Annotated in this window: 18 protein-coding genes; 6 read left to right on the forward strand and 12 right to left on the reverse strand. The window is 64.3% G+C overall.

Translation table 11 applies throughout. From position 1 onward, the window contains the following. Positions 1 to 3 precede the first annotated feature (3 nt). The 12 genes from GRZ55_RS10205 to GRZ55_RS10260 all read right to left on the reverse strand — a co-directional run bounded on the left by GRZ55_RS10205 (position 4) and on the right by GRZ55_RS10260 (position 13789). A complete protein-coding gene (locus tag GRZ55_RS10205; protein ID WP_169286805.1) occupies positions 4 to 1566 on the reverse strand; it encodes a hydantoinase B/oxoprolinase family protein in 1563 nt (520 codons plus the stop codon). Between the two features lie 97 nt (positions 1567 to 1663). Continuing rightward, positions 1664 to 2764 (reverse strand): Xaa-Pro peptidase family protein, encoded by a 1101-nt coding sequence (locus GRZ55_RS10210; RefSeq protein WP_169286806.1) that lies wholly within the window; start codon positions 2762 to 2764, stop codon positions 1664 to 1666. A 31-nt stretch (positions 2765 to 2795) separates the two neighbouring features. Then, entirely contained in the window at positions 2796 to 3632 is an 837-nt protein-coding gene (locus GRZ55_RS10215; protein WP_169286807.1) for an aspartate/glutamate racemase family protein, read from the reverse strand. Between the two features lie 20 nt (positions 3633 to 3652). Continuing rightward, positions 3653 to 5314 carry a hydantoinase B/oxoprolinase family protein gene (locus GRZ55_RS10220; RefSeq protein WP_169286808.1) on the reverse strand — a complete coding sequence of 554 codons (1662 nt, stop codon included), beginning with the start codon at positions 5312 to 5314 and terminating at the stop codon, positions 3653 to 3655. 10 nt (positions 5315 to 5324) lie between these two features. Further along, positions 5325 to 7400 (reverse strand): hydantoinase/oxoprolinase family protein, encoded by a 2076-nt coding sequence (locus GRZ55_RS10225; RefSeq protein ID WP_169286809.1) that lies wholly within the window; start codon positions 7398 to 7400, stop codon positions 5325 to 5327. Continuing rightward, positions 7400 to 7906 carry a GAF domain-containing protein gene (locus GRZ55_RS10230; RefSeq protein ID WP_169286810.1) on the reverse strand — a complete coding sequence of 169 codons (507 nt, stop codon included), beginning with the start codon at positions 7904 to 7906 and terminating at the stop codon, positions 7400 to 7402. Before GRZ55_RS10230 ends, GRZ55_RS10225 begins: the two co-directional genes overlap by 1 nt. Beyond that, on the reverse strand, positions 7893 to 8708 hold the full coding sequence (locus GRZ55_RS10235) for an ABC transporter ATP-binding protein (RefSeq protein WP_169286811.1): 816 nt from the start codon (positions 8706 to 8708) through the stop codon (positions 7893 to 7895). The genes GRZ55_RS10230 and GRZ55_RS10235 overlap by 14 nt, the downstream gene beginning before the upstream one ends. After that, positions 8705 to 9595 (reverse strand): ABC transporter ATP-binding protein, encoded by an 891-nt coding sequence (locus GRZ55_RS10240; protein WP_169286812.1) that lies wholly within the window; start codon positions 9593 to 9595, stop codon positions 8705 to 8707. The genes GRZ55_RS10235 and GRZ55_RS10240 overlap by 4 nt, the downstream gene beginning before the upstream one ends. Continuing rightward, positions 9592 to 10425 (reverse strand): ABC transporter permease, encoded by an 834-nt coding sequence (locus GRZ55_RS10245; protein ID WP_169286813.1) that lies wholly within the window; start codon positions 10423 to 10425, stop codon positions 9592 to 9594. Before GRZ55_RS10245 ends, GRZ55_RS10240 begins: the two co-directional genes overlap by 4 nt. A 2-nt stretch (positions 10426 to 10427) precedes the next feature. Continuing rightward, entirely contained in the window at positions 10428 to 11450 is a 1023-nt protein-coding gene (locus tag GRZ55_RS10250) for an ABC transporter permease (protein ID WP_169286814.1), read from the reverse strand. A gap of 64 nt (positions 11451 to 11514) precedes the next feature. Beyond that, positions 11515 to 13107: an ABC transporter substrate-binding protein gene (locus GRZ55_RS10255; RefSeq protein WP_169286815.1), complete on the reverse strand. Its 1593-nt coding sequence runs from the start codon at positions 13105 to 13107 to the stop codon at positions 11515 to 11517. Positions 13108 to 13186: 79 nt separating this feature from the next. After that, on the reverse strand, positions 13187 to 13789 hold the full coding sequence (locus GRZ55_RS10260) for a cupin domain-containing protein (RefSeq protein WP_169286816.1): 603 nt from the start codon (positions 13787 to 13789) through the stop codon (positions 13187 to 13189). 466 nt (positions 13790 to 14255) lie between these two features. Here GRZ55_RS10260 and GRZ55_RS10265 point away from each other — a divergent pair, with 466 nt between their 5' ends. From GRZ55_RS10265 to GRZ55_RS10290, 6 genes are all read left to right on the forward strand, one after another. Then, positions 14256 to 14879, forward strand: a complete 624-nt coding sequence (locus tag GRZ55_RS10265) for a 2-hydroxychromene-2-carboxylate isomerase (RefSeq protein WP_210257304.1) — start codon at positions 14256 to 14258, stop codon at positions 14877 to 14879. Positions 14880 to 14979: 100 nt separating this feature from the next. After that, positions 14980 to 16224, forward strand: a complete 1245-nt coding sequence (locus GRZ55_RS10270) for a DNA repair exonuclease (protein ID WP_169286818.1) — start codon at positions 14980 to 14982, stop codon at positions 16222 to 16224. Further along, positions 16221 to 19682, forward strand: coding sequence for a YhaN family protein (locus tag GRZ55_RS10275; protein ID WP_169286819.1), 3462 nt, complete (start codon positions 16221 to 16223; stop codon positions 19680 to 19682). The genes GRZ55_RS10270 and GRZ55_RS10275 overlap by 4 nt, the downstream gene beginning before the upstream one ends. Before the next feature lie 85 nt (positions 19683 to 19767). Further along, complete coding sequence (locus GRZ55_RS10280; RefSeq protein WP_169286820.1) at positions 19768 to 20298, forward strand: MarR family winged helix-turn-helix transcriptional regulator; 531 nt, start codon at positions 19768 to 19770, stop codon at positions 20296 to 20298. Between the two features lie 16 nt (positions 20299 to 20314). Further along, the gene (locus tag GRZ55_RS10285; RefSeq protein WP_210257305.1) at positions 20315 to 21196 is read left to right on the forward strand and encodes an amidohydrolase family protein; all 882 of its coding nucleotides are present in this window, start codon (positions 20315 to 20317) and stop codon (positions 21194 to 21196) included. A 107-nt stretch (positions 21197 to 21303) separates the two neighbouring features. Then, a complete protein-coding gene (locus tag GRZ55_RS10290) occupies positions 21304 to 21810 on the forward strand; it encodes a ferritin-like domain-containing protein (protein ID WP_169286821.1) in 507 nt (168 codons plus the stop codon). Positions 21811 to 21828 lie beyond the last annotated feature (18 nt).

Here is a 21828-nt window from a genome sequence, read left to right on the forward strand (position 1 = left end):
CTCTCAGGGGCTGCCCCAGCCGCCCCCGTTGGCAGTGTGGATCAGCACTTCGTCGCCGGGGCGCAGCCTGACGCCGGAGGCGTAGGCGTGGTCCTCGCGGCTGCCGTCGGGATGGATCACCGACAGGCCGTTGGTGCCGCCCGCTTCGCCGCCATTCGAGCCCCAGACGGGCTGGCGGTTGCGGCTGTAGCCGGCCGACAGCACGGCATTGCCGCGCATGCGGTAGCTGGTTTCCATGCCTCGCCCGCCCTTGTGGCGGCCACGCCCGGCCTCGCTTTCGGACAGGCGTTTGTAGGCGACTTCCAGCCCGTAGCGCGCCTCCGAGATTTCGACCGGTGCGTTGTAGGTCTCGCCGTGGCTGCCGGAATACATCGCATCCAGGCCGTCACGGGTGGCCGTCGCCCCCCAACCACCCATCTGCGGCTCGACCATGGTGAAGCGGCGGCCGGTGTCGGGATGATCGCCGGCAATGACGGTGCCGCAGATCGATGCGAAATGTCCGGCCGGCAGGCGCTCCGGGATTGCCCTGGCCATGCAGCGCCACAGCATGTCGTAGAGGCGGATGCGGGTCTCGAAATAGTAGCCGTGCGGGGCGTTGCCGGTGGCGTGGAAGATCGTGCCGGGTTCGGTCACCACCTCAAGCGCCCGGAATGAGCCGGCATTGGCAAAAAGCGTGGGGTCGGTCAGCGCCTTGAAGATCATCTGCGCCGAGATGACGGCGCCATCGCGGCTGGTGTTGAAGGGAGCGGCGCGTTGTCCGGGATTGCCCGAGAGGTCGACCAGGAAACGATCGGGCGCAATGGTGATGGCGGCGCGCCACATCGCACCGTCATCCTGCTCCTCTTCGATCTCGTAACGGCCCTCGGGCAGGGCCGCGAGGCCCGCGCGGCCGCGTCGCTCGCCCTCGTCAAAGAGGGCCAAGAGAGCGGCTTCGTAGGCCGCAATGCCATAGGTCTCGACAAGCTGCCTGATGCGGGTATCGGCCTTGCGGCTGGCGGCCACCTGCGCCCACAGATCGCCCTTGACGAAATCGGGCAGGCGCGAATTGGCGGCGATGATGTCGAAGACGGCCGCAATCGGCTTGCCTTTTTCGAACAGCTTCACGGCCGGCAGCCGCAGGCCCTCCTGGAATATCTCCGTCACGTCGACCGCCATCGAACCGGGCGTTGCCCCGCCGATGTCGTTCCAGTGGGCGATCGATGCCGTCCAGGCCACGCAGCGTCCGTGGGAAAAGACCGGCAGGGCGACCACCACGTCGCTCAGATGCGTCACCCCGCCGAAATAGGGATCGTTGGTGACGAACATATCGCCTTCACGGATGCTGTCTGCGCCGTGCAACTCGACGATCCGCTTCACCGCCTTGTCGAGCACGCCGACGAAGGTAGGGATTCCCGCGCCGGAACTGACGAGATTGCCCACCGAATCCGTGATGCCCGTGCCGACATCCAGCACCTCGTAGATGATCGGGCTCATCGCCGTCTTCTTCAAAACCGCGAACATCTCATCGGCGGCTGCCACAAGACTCGCCTGGATGACGCTGGAGGTGATGGTATCAGGTCGGGTCATGCGCGCTTGGCTCGGTCATCTGGAGATCGCGGGGAGAGCAGATTTGTGCCGGCGCCAAGGGCGGAACGTCCGCCCCCGGCCAGGTCGGGCGACCCGTTCAGACCTTGGCGACGTGCAGGTCGCGGGGCAGGGTCGACAGGATTTCCGGCCCGTCGGCGCGCAGGATCACGATCTCCTCCAGCCGGATGCCGAAGCGGCCGGGCAAATAGATGCCGGGTTCGATCGAGAAGGTCATGCCTTCCTCCAGCACGGATTCCGAGGTCGCCGTGATGTAAGGCGGTTCATGCCCGTCAATGCCGATGCCGTGGCCGGTCCGGTGCACGAAGTATTCGCCGTAGCCGGCATCCGCGATCACGTTGCGCGCGGCCGCGTCGACTGCCTTGGCCTTCACCCCGGGACGCGCGGCGGCAAGTGCTGCCTGCACGGCCTTCTCGACCACGGCATGCACTTCCTCATAGCCTTCCGGCGGACGGCCGACCGCCACCATGCGCGTGATGTCGCTCGGATAGCTCGCCTTCTTGGCGCCGATATCGATGACGATGGCGTCGCCTTCCTGCAGCTTGCGCTCGCCGCTCTGGTGGTGCGGGAAGGCGCCGTTCTGGCCGCCGCCGACGATCCAGAAGGAAGGCGATGCGCCTTCGGAAGCGAAGTGCGCCTTGACGACATCGGCGATCTCCCGTTCGGTCTTGCCGACGGCGATCGCGTCGAAGGCCTTGAGCATGGCACGGTCCGCGATCTCGGCGTTCATCTTCAGCGCTTCATATTCGGCCTGATCCTTGGCCATGCGCAGCGCGCCGAGCGTCTCGGTGGTGAAGGCGTGGCCGGCACCCGGCAGATTGTCGAGCACCAGCAGCGCGAAGTCGGCGCGCATCGTCTCGTCGAGCACGACTTTCTTGGCGTTCGCGGCGCCGACATCCGACAGCGCCTTCATCAGCGCGCCTTCCGGGCCCTCGTCGTCGCTCCAGGGATGAAACGAGATGTCGGTGTCTTCCCGGGTTCCGTCGGCGTTGAGGGCGGGCATCAGGAATGTCTCCTTCTCCGGCCCGATCAGCAGGAGGCAGGGACGCTCGTCGGGATGCGGGTGGAAGCCCAGCAGCCAGTCCATGTGCGAGCCAGGCGCGATGGCGACGAGATCGACGCCAGTTTCGCCCATCTTGGTGCGAAGCGCGGCCAGACGGCCCTTCGTGTCGACTTTCATGTTTTCTTCCTCGTGATTGGGGGCAGTCTGTTCAGGCCGCCCTGCTGGTCTGGCGCGACGTTTCGGCCGGCACGACGACGCGTGTGCCAAAGGCCTCTCCCTCGTCGAAGCCGCCGAAACGGGTGAGTTCTTCTTCCGATGGCGCCTCGCAGGACCATTTGCGCGACGGCACCCAGCCGCATTGCCGCTTCAGGATCGCGGCGTATTCAGCCCGCTTGAGCGCGGCGATCGACGGATCGATTACCGGCACGCCGAGACGCTTCTCGATATCGCGGTAGAAACCAACTTCGAGCGTGCAGCCCAGGATCAACGCCTCGGCGTGGTCCTCCTCGACGGCCTTGCGGCCGGCCTCGATCAACCGGCGTTCGGTTTCGGCATGGTCCTGCTGGAACTCGTTGACGCCCAGTTCGACGTGGTAGAAGCCGGAGAGGCGATGCCCGTGGCCATGCTCGCAGACCGTGGCCTCCATCTGGTTGACCCATTTGCGCCGGCCCACGATCACGCCAAAACGGTTGGCGAGGCTGGCGGCGATTTCGCATGAGGCCATGCAGGGCGCGGTCACGATCATGTCGCCCGAGAGTTCGCGCGCGTCATGGAGAGCCGTGTCGTAGAAACAGCCGATGGCGAAGGCGTCGAAACCTTCGCGGTGGGCCGCCCGCGCGGCGCGGACGATGGCGCGCGTCACCATCGCCTCATAGGAACGGAACTCGATATGGGTAAAACCACCCTCGCTGGGAGGCAGGGAGGTCACGTGGACCTCCGTGCCCGGCAGCTTGTTGTCGCGCGCCATTTCGGCAAAAACCTTGTCATGCAGTTCGTCGCCCGCCACGGGGCTGAAATACATGATCTTCAGCGGTTTCTGGTTCATCTAGTCCTCCTGTCGCGGTCTCAGACCGAGTATCCGTAGACCTCCCGCGCGCGCTCCGCGGTGATGAAGCCGTTGCGGATATCCTCGGCAATCGCCTCGCGGTCGCGCTTCTTCGGATCGCCGGCACCGCCGCCGGCGCCGGTGTGGATGCGGATCACATCGTCGGTGTCGACAGAAATGCCGGAGGCGAAGGCATAGCGTTCCGAACTGCCATCGGTGCGCAGCACCTCGACATAGTTGGGCGATCCTTCCAGCCCGCCATCGATACCCCAGGGCAGGATGCGCGACCGGGTGTAGCCGGCCGTCATGAAGGAGTTGTCGCGGCGGATGCGGTAATCCATCACGATGCCACGGCCGCCCGTGAACTCGCCTTCGCCGCCGGGTGCCGTGTTCAGCTCCATGCGGTCGACAAACAGTCCGTTGCGCGCCTCGGAAATCTCGGCCGGGCAATTATACGTCTCGCCATGGAAGCCGGAGAAGATGCCGCTGTTGCCATCGCGGCCGCTGCTGGCGCCCCAGCCGCCGATCTGCGGCTCGACGATCGTGTACTGGCGCCCGGTGTCGGGATGGATGCCGCCGATGAAGGTGCCGCAGATCGAGGCAAAATGCCCGGCTGCGAGCCTGTCCGGCACATGGGCGGCGAGGCAGCGCCACAACAGGTCATAGACGCGGACTTCCGTCTCAAAATAGAAGCCCAGCGCCGACGGCTCCTTGGCGTGGAAAACGGTGCCTTCCGTGGTCAGCAGCTTGATCGGCCGGAACGAGCCCTCATTGGCTGGCGAGTAGGGGTCGGTCAGCGACTTGAAGATCATCTGTGCGCAGACCATCACGCCGTCTCGGCTGGTGTTGGTCGGGCCGGTGTCCTGCTCGGGATTGTCGCGCAGATCGACGACGAATTCTGTGTCCGAGATGGTGATCTTCACATTGTAGAAGCGGCCGTCATCCTGTTCTTCGGTCAGTTCGAAGGTGCCGTGGGGCAGTTTGGCAAGCTCGGCAAGCGATACCTTCTCACCGAACTCCATGAAGGAATCCATGGCGTTGCCGAAGGTGTCGACGCCATATTTGGTGGCAATCTCCGCAAGTCGCCGGGCGCCGATGCGCACCGAGGCAATGGCTGCCCACAGATCGCCCTCCAGATAGTCGGGCATACGCGAATTGACCTTGATGATGTCGAAGACCGGTTTGATGGGTTCGCCGCGCGAGATCATCTTGACGGCGGGCAGTCGCAGGCCCTCCTGGAAGATCTCGGTCGCGTCCGCCGACAGCGAGCCGGGCGACTTGCCGCCGACATCGGAATTGTGGGCGATGTTGGCCGTCCAGGCGATCAGGCGGTCGCCGGCGAAGACGGGCATGGCGACCACAATGTCGTTGAGATGGGTGACGCCGCCATAATAGGGATCGTTGGTGACGAAGACGTCGCCTGGCTCGATGTCGCCGGGCTTGTCGAATTTCGCCACCAGCACCTGCACCGCCTTGTCGAGCACGCCGATGAAGGCCGGGATGCCAGCGCCCGAGCTTGCGAGCCGACCGCGCGCGTCGAGGATGCCGGTGCCCATGTCGAGCACCTCGTAGATGATCGAACTCATTGCCGTCTTGCGCATGGCGGCGAACATCTCGTCGGCAGTCGCCTGGAGGGAATTCTGGATGATCTCCAGCGTGATGGGGTCGTTCTTGGCCGTCATCTCTGCCTCCTCAAGCGCTGAGTGTGATGTGGATGTTGCCATAACCATCGATCCGGACCTTGTTGCCTGGGTGGATGACGACGGTCGTGCCGGGGTCCTCGACGATGGCCGGTCCGTCGAATTCCATGCCCGGTTCCAGCTTCGTGCCGTCATAGATGTCGGCGGTGTGGACGCCTTCGAGCGCGTAGTCGACGCTCCGCTCGCCCTTCAGGGCTGCCGATGCCGGGGACCCGGTCGGCTGGCGCTCCTTGACGGTCAGCTTGCCGACTTCGGCCGAGGCGACGAGGTGGATGCCCACCATCTCGACCGGTGCGTCGAGCCGGTAGGTGTATTCGCGCTCATAGGTGTCGTGGAAGGAGGTCTCGATGGCGGAAAGCCGCGCATCGGTGATCTCGCCTTCATCAAGGAGCACCTCGGTCGTGTGTTCCTGGTTCTGGTAGCGGAATTTGCCGTAGCGCAGGAACTTGACCTTTGAGGCCGAAACGTCTTCGGCGGCGAACTGCGCAAGCGCCTGCTCCTCGGTCTCGGCGAAGAGTGCCTCGATGCCCTTTGCGGCTCCTTCCTTCAGGTCAGCGAGCCGCGTGACGAAATAGTCGCGCCGCAGATCGGACATCATCATGCCCCAGGCCGAGAAGACCGAAGCGCCGGCCGGCACCACCACCTTCTTGACGCCGAGTTCGCCCGCCAGCGCCACGCCATGCATCGCGCCGCCGCCGCCGAAGGCGACGAGCGTGAAGTCGCGCGGATCATGGCCGCGGTTGAGCGAGACCAGCTTGAGCGCATTGACCATGTTGTTGTTGGCGATGCGGATGATGCCGCGTGCGGCCTCGTCGGCATCGACGCCGAGCTTTTCGCCCACGGCATGGATGGCGGATTTCGCCTGGTCCATGTCGGCAACCACTTCGCCGCCGCAGAAATAGTCGCGATTGATGCGGCCGAGCCAGAGATTGGCGTCGGTGGTGGTCGCCTCGGTGCCGCCACGGCCATAGGCGGCCGGTCCTGGCATGGCGCCGGCCGATTGCGGGCCGACATGCAGCTTGCCGAAATCATCCACCCAGGCGATCGAGCCGCCGCCATTGCCGATCTCCACGAGGTCGACGACGGGCACCATGATCGGGTAGCCCGCGAAGGTGCGATCGCGCTCGATCCAGTAGTCGGTCATGATGCGGACCTGGCCGTCTTCGATCAGCGAGCACTTCGCTGTGGTGCCGCCGATGTCGAGCGCCAGGATATTGGGTTCGCCGATCAGCTTGCCGAGCTCGGCCGCGCCCCAGAAACCGGAAGCCGGACCCGATTCGACCATGGTGATCGGGATCTTCGAGACCGCCTCCAGCGAATCCACGCCGCAATTCGACTGCATGATGTAGGGGCTGCCCGCAAAGCCGCGATCCGACAGGCCGTCCTTCAGCCGCGCCAGATAGCGCTCGGCGATCGGCTGGACGTAGGCCGAGAGCACGGCTGTGTTGGTGCGCTCATATTCGCGCCATTCGCGGGTGATCTGGTGCGAGGAAACGGCTGAGACATCCGGCCACAGCTTCTTGAGTTCGGCCAGAGCCGCCTTCTCATGCGCGGGATCTGCATAGGAGTGCAGGAAGCAGATGGCCACCGCCTGCACGCCGTCGGCCTTGAAGTCCTCGACGATGGCCGGCAACCCCGACAGGTCGAGAGGCTTCAGCTCCTCGCCCTTGTAGGTGATGCGGCCGGGCAGCTCGCGGCGCAGATAGCGCGGCACGAAGGGCTTCGGCTTCTCATAGTGCAGGTTGAAGAAATCCGGGCGGTTGCCGCGCGCGATCTCGAGTGAGTCACGAAATCCTTCCGTGGTGATGAGACCAACCTTCACGCCCTTGCGCTCGGTCAGGGCGTTGATGACCACGGTTGTGCCGTGCGCCAGAAACTTGATGGCCGACGGCTCCACTCCTGCCTTCTCGAGAACGTTGAGCACGCCCTGTTCGAAATTGGGTGGGGTCGTGTCGGACTTGGCCGTCGTGATGCGGGATTCGCCGGTTTGCGGATCGGTCTCGAAGCACACCAGGTCGGTGAAGGTGCCGCCGACATCGGTCGCGACGCGCAAGGTCTTGTCTGCCATTATCGATCTCCACTCGATGGATTGCGTTGCTGGAGGAGCAGGCACAATGCGCCGGGCAGCTTGAGCGCCTCGGCGGCCTGGATCTTCTCCGGCGTGTAGAAACCTGCCTCGTGAAGGCAGTTGATGGTGCCGATGACCTCGCCAGCCACGATGATCGGCACGTTCATCACCGACTCGCAGCCCAATGACCGGATCAACTCGTGATCTTCGAATACCTTGGCTATCCCCCCGATATTGTTGGCCACGAAGGTCTTCTTCTCCTGCAGCACGAGCCGCGACCAGTCGGTCGGGTTGGCGGGCTTGGTGCCGGATACGGGGTAGGCGTCGGGCATGTTCGAATAGATGCGCTGAGCCATCCGGGTCCGCGGATCGAAGGTCATGACCGTGAACAGCTTCACGCCGACCGTGGCCTCGGTCAGTGCGCGCAAGGCGTCGAAAACGGCCACCGGCTGGTCACGTCGTTCGGCAAGCGCGGTGGTGAATTCTGTGTACTCAGGAATCTTCATGCGTGTTCTTGGCGAGCCGCGCGCGCAGCTCCTCCTCTTTTCTGGTGACGACGGGAACGGCGGCGATCAGCCGGCGCGTGTAGGGGTGATCGGGATCGGCGAATATCTTCTCGGTCGCATTGAGTTCGACCAGCTTTCCCGCCTCGAAAACGGCGACGCGGTCGGCGATGTTGCGGACCACGGACAGGTCGTGGGTAATGAAGATGTAGGTGAGCCCCCGCGCGGCGCGCAGATCGTTCAGGAGCTTGAGCACCCGAGCCTGGACGAGCACGTCGAGCGCCGAAGTCGGCTCGTCCAGCACGACCAGATCGGACTGGCAGGCGAGCGCCCGGGCAATCGCGACGCGCTGGCGCTGTCCGCCCGAAAGGGAGGCCGGCGAGCGGGAGCGGTAGTCGCCGGGCAGGCCGACCTCCTTCAGCAATTCTCCGGCGCGCTGCCATCGTTTCGACTTCTCCCCAATGCCGTGGACGTCGAGCGCAAGCCGCAACGAGGCGCCGATGGACCGGCGGGGATTGAGCGAGGACATCGGGTTTTGCTGCACGAGCTGGATGGCGCGGCGATGCGCCAACTCCCGCCGGGCAGGCAAAAGGGCGCCGCGGTAGCGCAGTTCGCCTTCGCTCGGTGGATAGATGCCCAGCACCATGTTGGCCAGCGTGCTCTTGCCGGAGCCCGATTCCCCGACAATCGCCAGGCATTCGCCCTGTCGGACCTCGAGCGACACGTCATCGACGGCGCGCAGTTTGCCCGAGGGCGTGTCGAACACCTTCGAGACCGAACTCAGCGTAAGAAGGTTTTCGCTCATGCCGCTCCCTCGGGCTCGCCGCAGCCTTCGTGCACCACGAGTGGCGCAAAATAGGCCTCCGAGACGTCCTCTATGTCGGGGATGCCGCCGCCGGTCAGGCGGGGTACGGCGCGCATCAGCGCCTGCGTGTAGGGATGCCGGGGATCTTCGAAGAGGCTGTCGGCGGGGCCATGCTCCACGATCCGCCCCTTGTAGATGACATAGACGCGGTCGGCGAACTCGCGCACGACGCCCAGGTTGTGCGAGATGAAGAGCACCGAGGTATCGTGCTCCTCGACTAGGTCGCGCATCAGGCGCAGCGTCTGTGCCTGGACCGTGACGTCGAGCGCGGTTCCCGGCTCGTCGGCCAGAAGAAGCGAAGGCTCGTTGGCGAGCGCCATGGCGATCATCACCCGCTGGTTCATGCCGCCCGACAGCTGGAACGAATAGGAATCCAGCACCCGGTCAGGATTGGGGATCGCCACGTCGGCCAGGGCTCTGGCCGCGCGCTGGCGCGCCTCCGCCATCTTGAGGCGCGGATCGCGCCTGCGCAGAACTTCATGGAACTGCACGCCGATCGTGTACACGGGATTGAGCGACGAGGTCGGATCCTGGAAGATCATCGACATCGCCGTGCCGCGCAGGCGCGCGCGGTCCCGTGCCGAAAGCGTGTCCAGATTCTGTCCCTCGAACTCGACCAGGCCCGAGATGCGTGCGCTGCGCACTTGCTGCAGCAGGCCGAGCACGATGCGGGCCGTGACCGACTTGCCGGAGCCGGATTCGCCGACGAGCGCCACGCGTTCGCCCTTGCGGATGTGCATGGAAATGCCGTGGAGGACCTCCACGGTTCCCGCCCAGCGCCGGAAACCCAGGCGCAGATCGCTGATGCGGAGCGTGGGGGCGGTCATTGGTCGGCCCCCAGGAGTTCGCGCAGCGCGTCGCCCACGAGGTTGAAGCCAAAGACCGCCACGAGGATCGCCAGGCCGGGGAAGACGGTGAGCCACCAGGAATCGGGCAGGTAGGTCGCGCCTTCGGCCACCATCGAACCCAGATCCGGGGTCGGCGGCTGCACGCCGAGACCGAGGAAGGAGAGCGAGGAGGCGATCAGGATGACGAAGCCGAGGTCGAGCGTCATCTTGGTCAGGATCGAGGGCACGCAGTTGGGCAGGATCTCGCGGAACATGACGTGAAGCCGCGACGCGCCGATCACCTCTGCGGCCAGCACATAGCCCTCTTCCTTTTCGGATCGCGTGATGTTGTAGACGAGGCGCGTATACCAGGGCCACCACATGGCGGTGACCGCCAGCATGCCGTTGGTCAATGTCGGCTGGAGCACGCCCATGATCGACATGGCAAGCACCAAAGGCGGGATCGAGAGGAATACGTCGGTCAGCCGCATCAGGACATATTCGGTCCAGCCGCCCAGATAGCCGGCCAGGAGACCGATGGTCACGCCGATGGGCACTGCGATCACCAGCACCACCGCGCCCAGCATGAGCGAGATGCGGAAGGCGTAGATGATGCGGGTGAAGATGTCGCGGCCGACGAGATCTGTACCGAAGATGTAGGGCCACTCGGGCGCGCGGTTGAAGTTCGCGAAATCCACCACCGCGCCTCGGTGCGCGGGAAACGGCGCGATGAAATCGGCAAAGATGGCAGAGAAGACCACGATGAAGACGAGCAGGAGGCCCAGCATCGACATCGGGTTGCGCAAAAGGATGTAGAGGGTGCGCTGCATGGTCAGGCCCTCTGCGAATGACGGATGCGGGGATTGATGTAGGCGGTGATCAGATCGACGATGATGTTGACGATCAGGAACAGCGCGGAGATGCAGAGCACCGTGCCGACGATGGCGTTGAGGTCCTTGCGCAGGATGGCGGCCACGCCGTAGCGCGACAGACCCGGCCACGCGAAGACGGCCTCGACGAGAAAGGCGTTGCCAAGCATGGCCGCGAAGTCGAGGCCAATGATGGTCATCGACGGGATCATCGAGGGCCGGAATGCATAGCGGCGCGCGATCCGCCGTTCGGGAAAGCCATAGGCCTGGGCCATCTCGATATAGGGGCGGTCGTATGTCTCGACCATGTTCGAGCGGGTCAGCCTGGCGGCCTGGCCGATGCCGGAAAGCGCCAGCGCGAAGGCCGGCAGGACGATGTGCGAAACGGCGCTGCCGAAGGCCCGCAAATTGCCCGCCACCAGCGTGTCGACCAGCAGGAAGCCAGTGATCGAGGGAACGACATGCATGTTCGCAATCCGTCCCGCGATCGGGAAGATCGGCAGGAAATAGGCGAAGAGCAGCATCAGGATGACCGCCCACACGAAGGCGGGCGCAGAAACACCGAGGAGCGAGACCATCCTGATCGTATTGTCGGCCCAGGTGTGCCGGTAGCGGGCGGAAAGTGCGCCGAGCGGCAGGCCGATCACGATCATCATCAGCCCGGCCACGAAGATCAGTTCCAGCGTCGCTGGCAGGAACTGCGCGATGTCGCGCGTGACCGGACGGTTGGTGTAGAGCGAAATTCCCAGATCGCCCCGGGCCAGATCAGCAACGAAGTGACCGTACTGAACGGGCAATGGCTCGTTCAGATGCAATCTCTCGCGCAGGTTCTCGACCTGCTCGGCGGTGGCGTTCGGCCCCAGCGCGATGCGCGCCGGATCGCCCGGTATGACCCGGGCGATGGAGAAGATCAGCATGGACACCCCGATGAGAACAATCATCGACGTGACCAGCCGCTTCGCGAGAAGGCGAAGGACGGGCGACATGGCAACCTGCACATTCGAAGGGGAAGCGGCGGACACGCCGTCCGCTTCCCGGTTTGGCCCCGAATTACTCGGCGGTCATCTCCATCAGGCGGAAGGAGAAGCCCATGCCGTCCACACCGAAGGCGTATTCCGGCGAGGAGAGGGCGGGGACGTTGACCCGGTTGCTTGCGGCGAAGATCGACTGGCGATCATAGCCGTAGATGGTGGCCGCGAGATCCATGAGGCGGGCGTTGAGGGCGCTGTAGGCTTCATCGCGCTCTTCATCGGTCATGGCCGTACGGCCGCGCTCGAGCAGCTCGTCCACCTCCGCATCGTCGAGGTATTCCGGCGACTGCCACGTACCCGCAACCGAGGAGTGATACATCGGATAGAGCAGCGTGTCGGGATCGCCCGTCACCGCGTTGACGAAAATCTGCGAGACGTGCGGCGTGGTTTCCGGGTTGGTCACCAGATCGGTGAACATCGCCCACGGTACGCGCTGGATCTGAGCGTTGAAGCCGAGCTCGCTGAAGTTCGACTGCATGAGCAGCGCGAAGCGCTCCTCGATTGGCACTTCGGCAATCCAGGACAGCTCCAGCGTGAAATCGGCCGGGTCGTATTCGCAGGCCTCGAGATATTCGCGCGCGGCATCCATGTCGCGCGTCAGGATCTGGTCTGCGGGGTTGGCGCCAAACATGCCGACGGGGATCGCACCGGTCGATGGGCTGCCCTGCGCGGCCTCGTCGGTGATCGCCACCATCTGAAGGGCCGCCTCGTAGTCGAAGGCGCTTACCAATGCGCGGCGGCAATTGACGTCGTCCAGCGGCGCCTTGGTTGTGTTGAGCTTGACATAGAAGGCGCCTCCGCCGGTCTCCTGCAGGAGCTGGGCGCCGGTGCCGGCAAGCGACCGCAGCACTTCCGGCGGAAGCCATTGCGAGGAGATGTCGTGCTCGTTCTGCGCGATCAGCGTCCGCACGGTCGCGGCTTCCAGGCCGTAGCGGAGGCGGACAGTGTCTGGTGCGGCGTCGGGCACCCCGAGGAAATAGTCGGGGTTCTTCTCCATCACGGTCTCTTCCTGGGGATTGTGCGAGACCACGACATAGGCACCGGTGCCGGCACCGTTGTCCGACAGAAATGCTTCACCCCAATCGCCCATCTCGTCGTCGCCCTCGGCGAGATTGTCCATGACAAGCTGCTTGTCGACGATGGGCAGGCGCACCAGCGAGGCGATGAATGGCGAGTAGGGTTCATCGAGCGAGAAGCGGACGGTGTGGTCGTCCACAGCCTCGATGCCGGTGACGTTCGCGAACAGGAATGACAGACCCTGGCCGAGCGCCTTTATGCGATCATAGGAGAAGACCACGTCTTCCGCGGTCATGGCGTTGCCGCTCTGGAACGTGACGTCCTGGCGCAGCGTGACGACAAAATCATTGCCGTCGATCTCCCAGCTCTCGGCAAGGTGGGGGCTGTAACCCGGTTCGCCTTGGGCGGGCAGGACCAGCGTGTCGTAGACGTTGAACATCAGCAGGGAGTCGGCATAGTCCGACGCCTTGCCGGGATCGAGTTCACCGACCGGGACCTCGTCCAGGCTGAGTACGGTCTGGGCGGCTGCAGGCAATGCCGTAAGCGACGTTGCCGCTAGCAAAGCTGCTGTAAGCGGGAGTGCAAATCTCTTCATGGTTTTCACCTCTGACTGTTCGAAGCTTCATGCGTTTCTTGTTCTTGCTGCCGACGGTCCGTACGCTTGGCCGTCGTGATCAGGTCGTCTCCTCCTTGGGTGCCTTCTCGCCGAACACGTCCATCGTTCCGACCCACAGAATGGTCGCCGGGCTGTCCGTATGGTTCCAGGAGGAGTGGATCTTGGTGGACTGAAAGTGCAGGGAATCGCCGGCTTCCAGAACGCTTCGTTCGCCGGCGACCTCGACCGTAACGGCCCCTTCGAGGACGTAGAACATCTCCTCGCCTTCATGGGCGATCGGCTCGGATCGGTGGCCGGGCGGCTCGTGGATGATGACGCTTCGCAGCGTGCTCCCCTCGAAGGACGACGACAGGCGCTCATAAGTCAGCGAGTTGGGGCTGACGGCATAGACCGGCCGCTCGTCATGGCGGGTCACAGGGCCTTCCGGCTTGGGCTGCGCGAGCAACTGGCCAACGTCCATCCGCAGGACGCGTGCGACCGAGACCAACGAGGACAAGGACGGCGAGGTTATGCCGCGCTCGATCTGGGAAATGAAGCCAACGGACAGTCCCGAGCCGAGGGCGACTTCCTTGAGGGTCAGTTTCAGATACTGGCGTCGGCCGCGCAGCCGCTCCCCCAGCGGCGAGAGCCCATCTTCTGAGACCTTGAACTGTTGCGACATCGTCCGCCCTCTGTTTAGCAACGCTAAAATTGAAGCAGGACTATAATGGAGTGTCAAGCGCTATCGCCCTGCGACATTCACGCCTGTTCCACCATGACGTGTAACGGCCGTTTAGCAAAGGGCGACACGGAAGGCTGCTTGGGAGGGGATGCGGCGGATTAAGCCGCACTGCACGTATGTTCAGACGCCTATTCGGCGGTGAAGCCCTTGCCCAGATAGACCATCCCGGCCGCAGCTATCACGGCCAGGCTTGTGGAAAAGGCTTCATAGCCCATGACGAGGATGATTGCAGCGGACATGGGAGTGTCCTTTCGGTGAACGACCTCCCAACGACCGGGAGCCGACGAGGTTCCATCGCCCAGAGATTTCCCTGATGAACCGCTCCGGCACGGCAACGACCGCTTCTGGCCAAGCCTCCCGTCCCCTGCTAATTCCCAGCCCGTATAAGCATGACAAGGGGACAGCCATGACGAGTGGAAATCGGGCAGGCATGATCGAATTCCATTTCGATTTCATCTCTCCCTTCGGTTTTTTTGCCAGCCTGCGGATCGACGAGATCGGCGCGCGCCACGGCTATGCGACGGACTGGCAGTCCATGCTGGTCGGCATCAGCGTGCTGAAGGTGATGGGCCTGAAAGCGATCCCGGCAACTCCATTGAAGGGGGAGTACGCGCGCAATGACGCCGAACGCTACTGCCGCCGTCACGGGATCGAGCTTGCGCGACCCTTCGGAGAAACCCCGGCCAATCCGCTGCCGGCCGGCCGCTCCTTTCACTGGGCACGCAAGCATGCACCGGAGCAGGCGAAGGCACTCGCAAAAGCTATCTTCGCGGCCTATTGGCTTGAGGGACGCGACATCGGGTCACTCGATCTGGTGCTGGATCTCGCCGGCCATCATGGCATCGATCGCAGTGCCCTCGCGGAAGGCCATGCAAGCGGCGAAGCCTCCGATCTGTTGCGAAGAGCCGTCGACCGGTCGCTGGAAAAGGGGGTTTTCGGCTCCCCCTTCTTTATCGTCGAGGGAGAGCCCTTCTTCGGGGTCGAGAAACTGGAACTGATGGAAGAGTGGATCGAGGCAGGCGGCTGGTAGGCGCGCGGCGCCCTTACGCTGGCAGGCCAAGCCGGCCATGCTTGCACGCTTGGCCCGGACATGTTCCGCATGCAAGGTCGAAAGGACAGGGAATCACCATTTGACCAGCTTCCGCTTTCTGCATGCGGCCGACCTTCATCTCGGCAGTCCCTTTCTGGGGCTGGCCGTCAAGGACGCGCAGGTGGCCGAGCTGTTCGCGCGCGCCACGCGCGATGCGTTTTCCCGTCTCGTCACCGTAGCCATCGAGTCCAAGGTCGCCTTCATGGTCATCGCAGGTGACATCTATGATGGCGAATGGCGCGACAACAGCATCGGCCTCTTCTTCAATCGAGAAATGGCGCGGCTGGATCGCGCTGGCATTCCGGTCGTGCTGGTGAAGGGCAATCACGATGCCGACAGCGTCGTGACACGATCGATCACCATGCCCGAAAGCGTGCGCCAGTTTGCCAGCCGCAAGCCGTCCACGATCGTGCTGGACGATATCAAGGTGGCACTCCACGGCCAGAGTTTCGCCGACCGTGCTGCCCCGGACAACCTGGCGCTGGCCTATCCCGATCCGGTGCCTGGCCATTTCAACATAGGCGTGCTGCACACTTCGCTTACAGGACGTCCGCCCCATGCCAATTATGCGCCTTGTTCGGTGGCGGATCTCCGGTCGCGCGGCTATGATTACTGGGCGCTCGGTCATGTTCACGATTACGAACTGGTGGCCGAACATCCGCACATTGTCTTTCCCGGCAATATACAGGGGCGCAATGTCCGCGAGACAGGCGCGAAGGGCGGCGTGCTCGTCGCGGTCGACGGCGGTCGCGTTGCGGGGCTTGAAAGGGTATTCGTCGACCAGGCGCGCTTTGCCCAGGTCGGTATCGACATTTCCCAATACGAGAGCCTGCCCGACATTCTGCGTGCGTGCGAGGCCACATGTTCCGCGCTCCTGGAGGGCGCCGACGATGTGCCGCACGCTATCCGGCTGAAACTGGCGGGCGAGACCCCGCTGAAGGGGTGGCTTCTGGCCGAGCGAAGCCAGCTGACGGACGAGTTGCAGGCGGCGTGCCACCGGGTGAGTGCCGATTTCTGGCTCGAAAAACTGGTTCTCGATCTCGCCAGTCCTCCCCTTGGCTCGCCGAGAAACGGCGAGGTGACAGTCGAACTCGCAGCGCTGGTCGATGCCGTCCTGGCCGATCCGGCGCTCGCGACGCGGGCGGAAGAGATTGTCCAGGAAATCCGCGCCAAGATGCCCTTCGCTCCCGGCGAGGGCGATGGACTGTCGGGCGAATCCATCTCCGAACTCCTGGCCGAAGCACGCGAAGTGGCGCTCGCGCGATCGATGGAGAACCGGGAATGAGGATCGCCCGGCTTGATCTCATACGCTATGGTGCGCTCAGTGACCGCGAGCTGATCTTTCGGCCCGGTGCTGCCGTCCATGTCATCCATGGCGCCAACGAGGCCGGCAAGAGCACCGCGCTTTGTGCGCTCTCGGATCTCCTGTTCGGCTTCGGCCAGCGCAAGACGCACGATTTCCTTCATGAGGGCAGCGCGCTGCGCGTGGGGGCGACGCTTGAAACGCGCGACGGCCGCACCATCGCCTTCCGGCGGCGTCGCGGCAACAAGAACACGTTGCTCTCTTCCGGCGATGAGGAAGAGGCGCTGCCCGACGACGCACTGGCGCCGTTTCTCGGCAACCTTACACGGCCGGTTTTCGAGCGCGCCTTTGGCCTCGATTCCGCCCGGCTCAGGGCGGGCTCTCAGGAGATGCTCGCATCCGGCGGCGAACTTGGCGCCATGCTCTTTGCCGCGTCGTCCGGAATCCTGGGTGTGGCGGCGGCGCGCAAGGCGCTGGAGATTGACGCCGAGAGGATCTTCACGCCCCGGAAATCTGGCCAACGCGTCTTCTACCAACTCCTCGAAAGGCACGAGACGGCGCGAGCAGACGAAAGATCGTCGGAACTGCGCGCCAGCGAGTGGAAACGTCTCAACGACGACATCGCGCGGCTCGAAGGCGAGCACGAGGACAGGGTTCGCGTGCGGGGGGAAGTGCGCCAGCGTCGGACTGAAACGGATACGCTGCGGCGTCTTTCGCCGGTTCTTGCGGAGATTGACGACGAGGCGCGGCAGCTCGAGGCCTATGCCGACATAGCGGAGTTTTCCGACGAACTCGGTCCCCGCTTGCTCGCCGTCCTTGCCGATGCGGAACACGGCAGACGGGCCATCGAGCAGGCGCAGGCTTCGGTCGACCGCATCCGCAGGGACATCGAACGCATCACCGTGACACCCGAACTGGCAGCGGCTCTTGTCCCGGTGGCGGGCGTCTTCGACCGCCGCGGCAGCGTGGCCAAGGACCAGACCGATCTGCCGCGCGTCATTGGCGAGCGGGATCAGTTTTCCGCGAAGATCCAGGAGATGGCGGCTCGGATCGGTATCCGACCCGAGCGGTTCGAGGAGGGGCAGCCGACCGATGCCGAGATCGCTCGGATCGAGCAGCAACTGGCAAGGCACGCCGATGCCGAGCGCCGCATCGAGGAACTCGACGGTCGCCTGGCGGAAGACGACGAGGCGCTGCGGAAGCTCGAGGAGGACAGGCCGCGGTCAGCCTTGATGGACCCGGCTCCCTGGCGCAGCCGGCTTGCGGCGCTGAAACCTGATCTCGACCGCCTGATCTCCTTCGAGGCAGCGAGCATCGACCTGGCCGGCCGGCGCCGCAGGCTGGGGGAGCGCGCAGCCCGACTTGATCCGCCCGTCCTCGAACTGGCCAGACTAGCCCGCGCGCCGCTGCCCTCGCGCGCCGAAACGGCCGAGCGGCGTGACGCGATCCACGCGGCGCGCAGCGCGGTCGAGGCCATCGAGGCGCGCCTGAACTCGCTACACGCCGAATTGGCGGAACTGGACAGGACGACGACTTCAGCGGATTTTTCCACCCTGCCCACGCTGGAATCCATCGCTGCCGCGCGTAGTGCCCGCGATGCGGCGCTCTCAGCGCTTGGCGGTGGCGTGCAGGGTGCTCCAAGCGCAGAAGAACTGTCGCGCGAGATACGCGGCGTGCAGGCGCTGACGGCGGTGGCCGACACGTTGGTCGACACGGCCTTGCGCGAGACGGAGAGGCTGGCTCGGCTTGCTTCCGCCAGAGAGCGGCAGGCTGCAATCTCGGTGTCAGTCGCGACCGAGGAAACCATCCTGGACGAGGCGCGCGTTCAACTGGCGTCGCTACAGGCGGCCTACGAGGCCTCGTTCCAGGCGACGGGCATTCAGCCGCGTTCGCCCGAAAATATGCTCGACTGGCTCGCCGAGGTCGCACAACTCCTCGAACTCCGCGAAGAAATCGAGACCGAGGCAGAGCGGATTTCCGGCATGGATCATCTCGGGCACTCGCTCCTGGAGCCGTTGCGCCGGATCGGCGAGGGAGTTGGTCTTCCGAACCCTGAGGGCCTTCCTCTGGCTGCGCTCGCTCGTGCCGTCGAGGAGAGGCTCGAAGCGATCCAGCGCGTGTGGGAGGACAGTCGCGAGAACGCCATCCAGCGGAGCCAGTGCGAGGCACGGCTGGAGCAATTCCGCAAGTCACGAGAGGCAGTCTCAGCCGAGAGGCTGCGCCTGCTCGGTGAGTTGCATGAGCATGCAAGGCCGCTTGGCGTGGGAGATACGGCCACGCCCGTCGAAGTGCGGTCGGCACTCGCCGTCTGGAAGCAGGTGCCGCCGCTGCGGCTGGAACGCGAGAACAGGGACAGGCGCGTGCGCGGCATGGAGCGCGACATCGGGGCTTTCGAGAAGGACGTCGCGGAACTCGTGGCACAATTCGCGCCCGACCTGGAGGGGCAGCCGCCCGCTCAGGCCATAGGAGCGCTGAACGAGCGGGCGCGCGAAGCGTCAGTGGCCGCCGCCCGTGAGAAAGAAGCGCGCGCGGAACTGGAAGAGGCCGACGAGGCACTGACGCAGGCGCGTCATGGATACGAAGCTGCGCAAGCGGCTCTCGTGACCTTGCTTGGCGATAGCGCTGCGCCTGAGGAAGCCTCCGCGCTTGCCGAGCGACTCCGCGCGCGTGCGGAACTTCGCGGCAAGCTCGATGCCTGCCGGAACCGCTTTCGCCAGATAGCACCCGACCGAAGCGAAGAAAGTGTCCGCGAGACGTTGCGGGGCCTCGATCTCGTCGAGGCGGATACAGAACTGGCGCGCCTTGAAGCCGAAGAAAAGAGCCTCGATGCCGAGGTGAACGAGGTCTACGCGCAGCTGTCGGCTCTGCGCGCTGAGCGGACGAAACTCAGCCAGGCGCCGGGCGCGGAGGCAGCAGCATTCGAACGCCATGCAGCTGAAGCCGAGATGGTGGCGGCGGCGCGGCACTGGACTGTGTTGAAGCTTGCCTCCCTACTGCTGGGCGAGGCTCTCGAACAGCAGCGTCAGGCCAATGCAGATCCAACGCTGGAACGGGCCGGCGGCATCTTTGGCATGCTGACCGCGGGCGCCTTCGTAGCCCTGTCCAAGCGTTTCGACGAGAGCGACGCGGCCGAGTTGGTGGCTCTACGCGAGAACGGGGCGGAGGTCCGGCTGTCCGGCATGAGCGACGGCACTGTCGATCAGCTGCATCTGGCGCTGCGGCTTGCCTATCTCGCCGACTATTGCCGTAGCAACGAACCGGTCCCCTTCGTCGCAGACGACCTCTTCCAGACCTTTGACGATGCGCGGACGGCCGCCGCGCTCCGTGCGCTCGGCGAATCCAGCGAGATATTCCAGCCCATCGTCTTCACCCATCATGGCAGCGTGGCCGAAGCCGCGCGCGAGGTATGGGGTGACCGCGCCGATATTCTGTTGCTTTAGCGGGTCACGTCGGCGCGGCCGCCGTCGAGGGGACTTGACGCACGAACTCGGGATTGTTTACTAGAAAACAATTTCTGAGGAAACAATGCCGTCTGCAGAAGCCGAAATTGCTGGGCGTACCGCCATGTCGCATTTCTCCGATACGGGGACCGGCCCCAGCGTGGCGGAACGGCAGGCGGCGGTCTCGCTCGGCGAACTCGAACATGTCGCCGGCTTGGCGCTAAGACTTGCGCAGCTCGCGGTTTTTGAACGGCTGTTCGCGTGCCTGGAGCTCGGGGAGATGCGGCTGAGCGAACTGACCGTCCTTCACGCCGTCTCGCGCAATCCAGACATCCGCCAGGGCGTGCTGGCTGATCTCCTGGAGATCAAATGGCCGAACATGACAAAGCTCGTTCGTAGCTTGGAGAAGGGCGGCCTGATCGAGCGCCACGTCCCGCCCGACGACCGGCGCTCTGTCGCGCTGAGAGCCACGCCTGAGGGCGTTCGCCGCGCAGATGCCTTTGTCGGCACGCTGAAGGCGGGGGACCGCGAGGCGTTGGCGATGCTGGACGATGAGGAATATGCACGGCTGCTCGAGCTGTGCCGCAAGATTGCCGGCCGTGGAGCCGGTGCCTGACATTGGGAGAAGATGCATGATCAATCTGGACGAAATTGTTGCCATCGACATCCACACGCATGCCGAGGAACCCTGCTGCGGCCACCATCGCGATGACGGTTATCTGGAATTTCAGGCCGCGATGGCCAAATACTTCAAGAACCCGGCAGGCGCTGACGGCATGCTGCCAACCGTTCAGCAGACGGCCGAATATTACCGTGACCGCAAGATCGCCTGTGTGATCTTCCCCGTCGACGCCGAGCGCGAGACCGGCTTTCGCCGCTACAAGAACGAAGAAGTGGCGGAGATCGCCGCCGCCAACAGCGACATCATGATTCCCTTTGCCTCGATCGACCCGGCAAAGGGCAAGGCCGGTGCGCGCGAAGCGCGGCGCCTGATGCGCGACTATGGGGTGAAAGGCTTCAAGTTCCACCCCACCATGCAGGGCTTCTATCCCAATGATCGATCCGCCTACGTGCTCTACGAGGCGATTGCGGAGGAAGGCGCCATCGCGCTGTTCCACACCGGGCAGACAGGCGTCGGCTCGGGCATGCCGGGCGGCATGGGCATGCGACTGAAATACTCGAATCCGATGTATGTCGACGACGTGGCCGTCGATTTCCCGGCCATGAAGATCATTCTCGCCCACCCCTCCTTCCCGTGGCAGGAGGAGGCGCTGTCGGTCGCGACCCACAAGCCGAACGTCTATATCGACCTGTCGGGCTGGTCGCCGAAGTACTTCCCGCCGATCCTGGTGCGCTACACGAACTCGATCCTGAAGCACAAGATGCTCTTCGGCTCCGACTGGCCGGCCATCACCCCGGACCGCTGGCTGTCCGATTTCGAGCAGCTCGACATCAAGGAAGAGGTGCGGCCGCTGGTTCTCAAGGAGAATGCGCGCAAGCTTCTTTCTCTGTGATCCGACCTTCGTCGCAAGCGATGTACCTGCCCGGAACAATCAAGGGCAGGCGAGGTTCGGGGTGGCCACGTGACCGTGGCACCAATCGAACAACGAAGGAACGCATCATGGCGAAGGACAAGACACTCGAGGATCTTTTTCACGACACGCTCAAGGACATCTACTATGCCGAGCGCAAGATCCTGAAGGCACTGCCGAAGATGAAGCGCGCCGCCCAGTCGGAACAGCTCAAGGCAGCCTTCGAGAAGCACCACCAGGAAACCGAGGGCCACATCGAGCGCCTGCAGCAGGTGTTCGAAATCCTAGGCAAGGCGGCCCGCGGCAAGACCTGCGACGCGATCGAGGGCATCATCGAGGAAGGCGAGGAGATCATGGACGAGTTCAAGGGTACCTCCGCCCTTGATGCAGGCCTGATCTCCGCCGCCCAGGCGGTCGAGCATTACGAGATGGCGCGCTACGGCACGCTGAAGCGCTGGGCGGAGGAACTCGGCATGGCGGACGCCGCCAAGCTCCTCGACGAAACGCTCGCGGAAGAGAAGAAGACGGATGGCGACCTCACCAAGCTGGCGGACACTTCCGCCAACGAGGCAGCCAAGGCAAAGAAGGCCGCTTGACGGCGCCACAACAAAAAG

The organism is Chelativorans sp. ZYF759, from assembly GCF_012911015.1.
In the GTDB taxonomy this organism is placed as follows: Bacteria; Pseudomonadota; Alphaproteobacteria; order Rhizobiales; family Rhizobiaceae; genus ZYF759.

Coding starts and splice junctions, on each gene's coding strand:
- GRZ55_RS10205 (WP_169286805.1), bottom strand. CDS start 1,566: ATGACCCGACCTGATACCATCACCTCCAGCGTCATCCAGGCGAGTCTT.
- GRZ55_RS10210 (WP_169286806.1), bottom strand. CDS start 2,764: ATGAAAGTCGACACGAAGGGCCGTCTGGCCGCGCTTCGCACCAAGATG.
- GRZ55_RS10215 (WP_169286807.1), bottom strand. CDS start 3,632: ATGAACCAGAAACCGCTGAAGATCATGTATTTCAGCCCCGTGGCGGGC.
- GRZ55_RS10220 (WP_169286808.1), bottom strand. CDS start 5,314: ATGACGGCCAAGAACGACCCCATCACGCTGGAGATCATCCAGAATTCC.
- GRZ55_RS10225 (WP_169286809.1), bottom strand. CDS start 7,400: ATGGCAGACAAGACCTTGCGCGTCGCGACCGATGTCGGCGGCACCTTC.
- GRZ55_RS10230 (WP_169286810.1), bottom strand. CDS start 7,906: ATGAAGATTCCTGAGTACACAGAATTCACCACCGCGCTTGCCGAACGA.
- GRZ55_RS10235 (WP_169286811.1), bottom strand. CDS start 8,708: ATGAGCGAAAACCTTCTTACGCTGAGTTCGGTCTCGAAGGTGTTCGAC.
- GRZ55_RS10240 (WP_169286812.1), bottom strand. CDS start 9,595: ATGACCGCCCCCACGCTCCGCATCAGCGATCTGCGCCTGGGTTTCCGG.
- GRZ55_RS10245 (WP_169286813.1), bottom strand. CDS start 10,425: ATGCAGCGCACCCTCTACATCCTTTTGCGCAACCCGATGTCGATGCTG.
- GRZ55_RS10250 (WP_169286814.1), bottom strand. CDS start 11,450: ATGTCGCCCGTCCTTCGCCTTCTCGCGAAGCGGCTGGTCACGTCGATG.
- GRZ55_RS10255 (WP_169286815.1), bottom strand. CDS start 13,107: ATGAAGAGATTTGCACTCCCGCTTACAGCAGCTTTGCTAGCGGCAACG.
- GRZ55_RS10260 (WP_169286816.1), bottom strand. CDS start 13,789: ATGTCGCAACAGTTCAAGGTCTCAGAAGATGGGCTCTCGCCGCTGGGG.
- GRZ55_RS10265 (WP_210257304.1), top strand. CDS start 14,256: ATGACGAGTGGAAATCGGGCAGGCATGATCGAATTCCATTTCGATTTC.
- GRZ55_RS10275 (WP_169286819.1), top strand. CDS start 16,221: ATGAGGATCGCCCGGCTTGATCTCATACGCTATGGTGCGCTCAGTGAC.
- GRZ55_RS10280 (WP_169286820.1), top strand. CDS start 19,768: ATGCCGTCTGCAGAAGCCGAAATTGCTGGGCGTACCGCCATGTCGCAT.
- GRZ55_RS10285 (WP_210257305.1), top strand. CDS start 20,315: ATGATCAATCTGGACGAAATTGTTGCCATCGACATCCACACGCATGCC.
- GRZ55_RS10290 (WP_169286821.1), top strand. CDS start 21,304: ATGGCGAAGGACAAGACACTCGAGGATCTTTTTCACGACACGCTCAAG.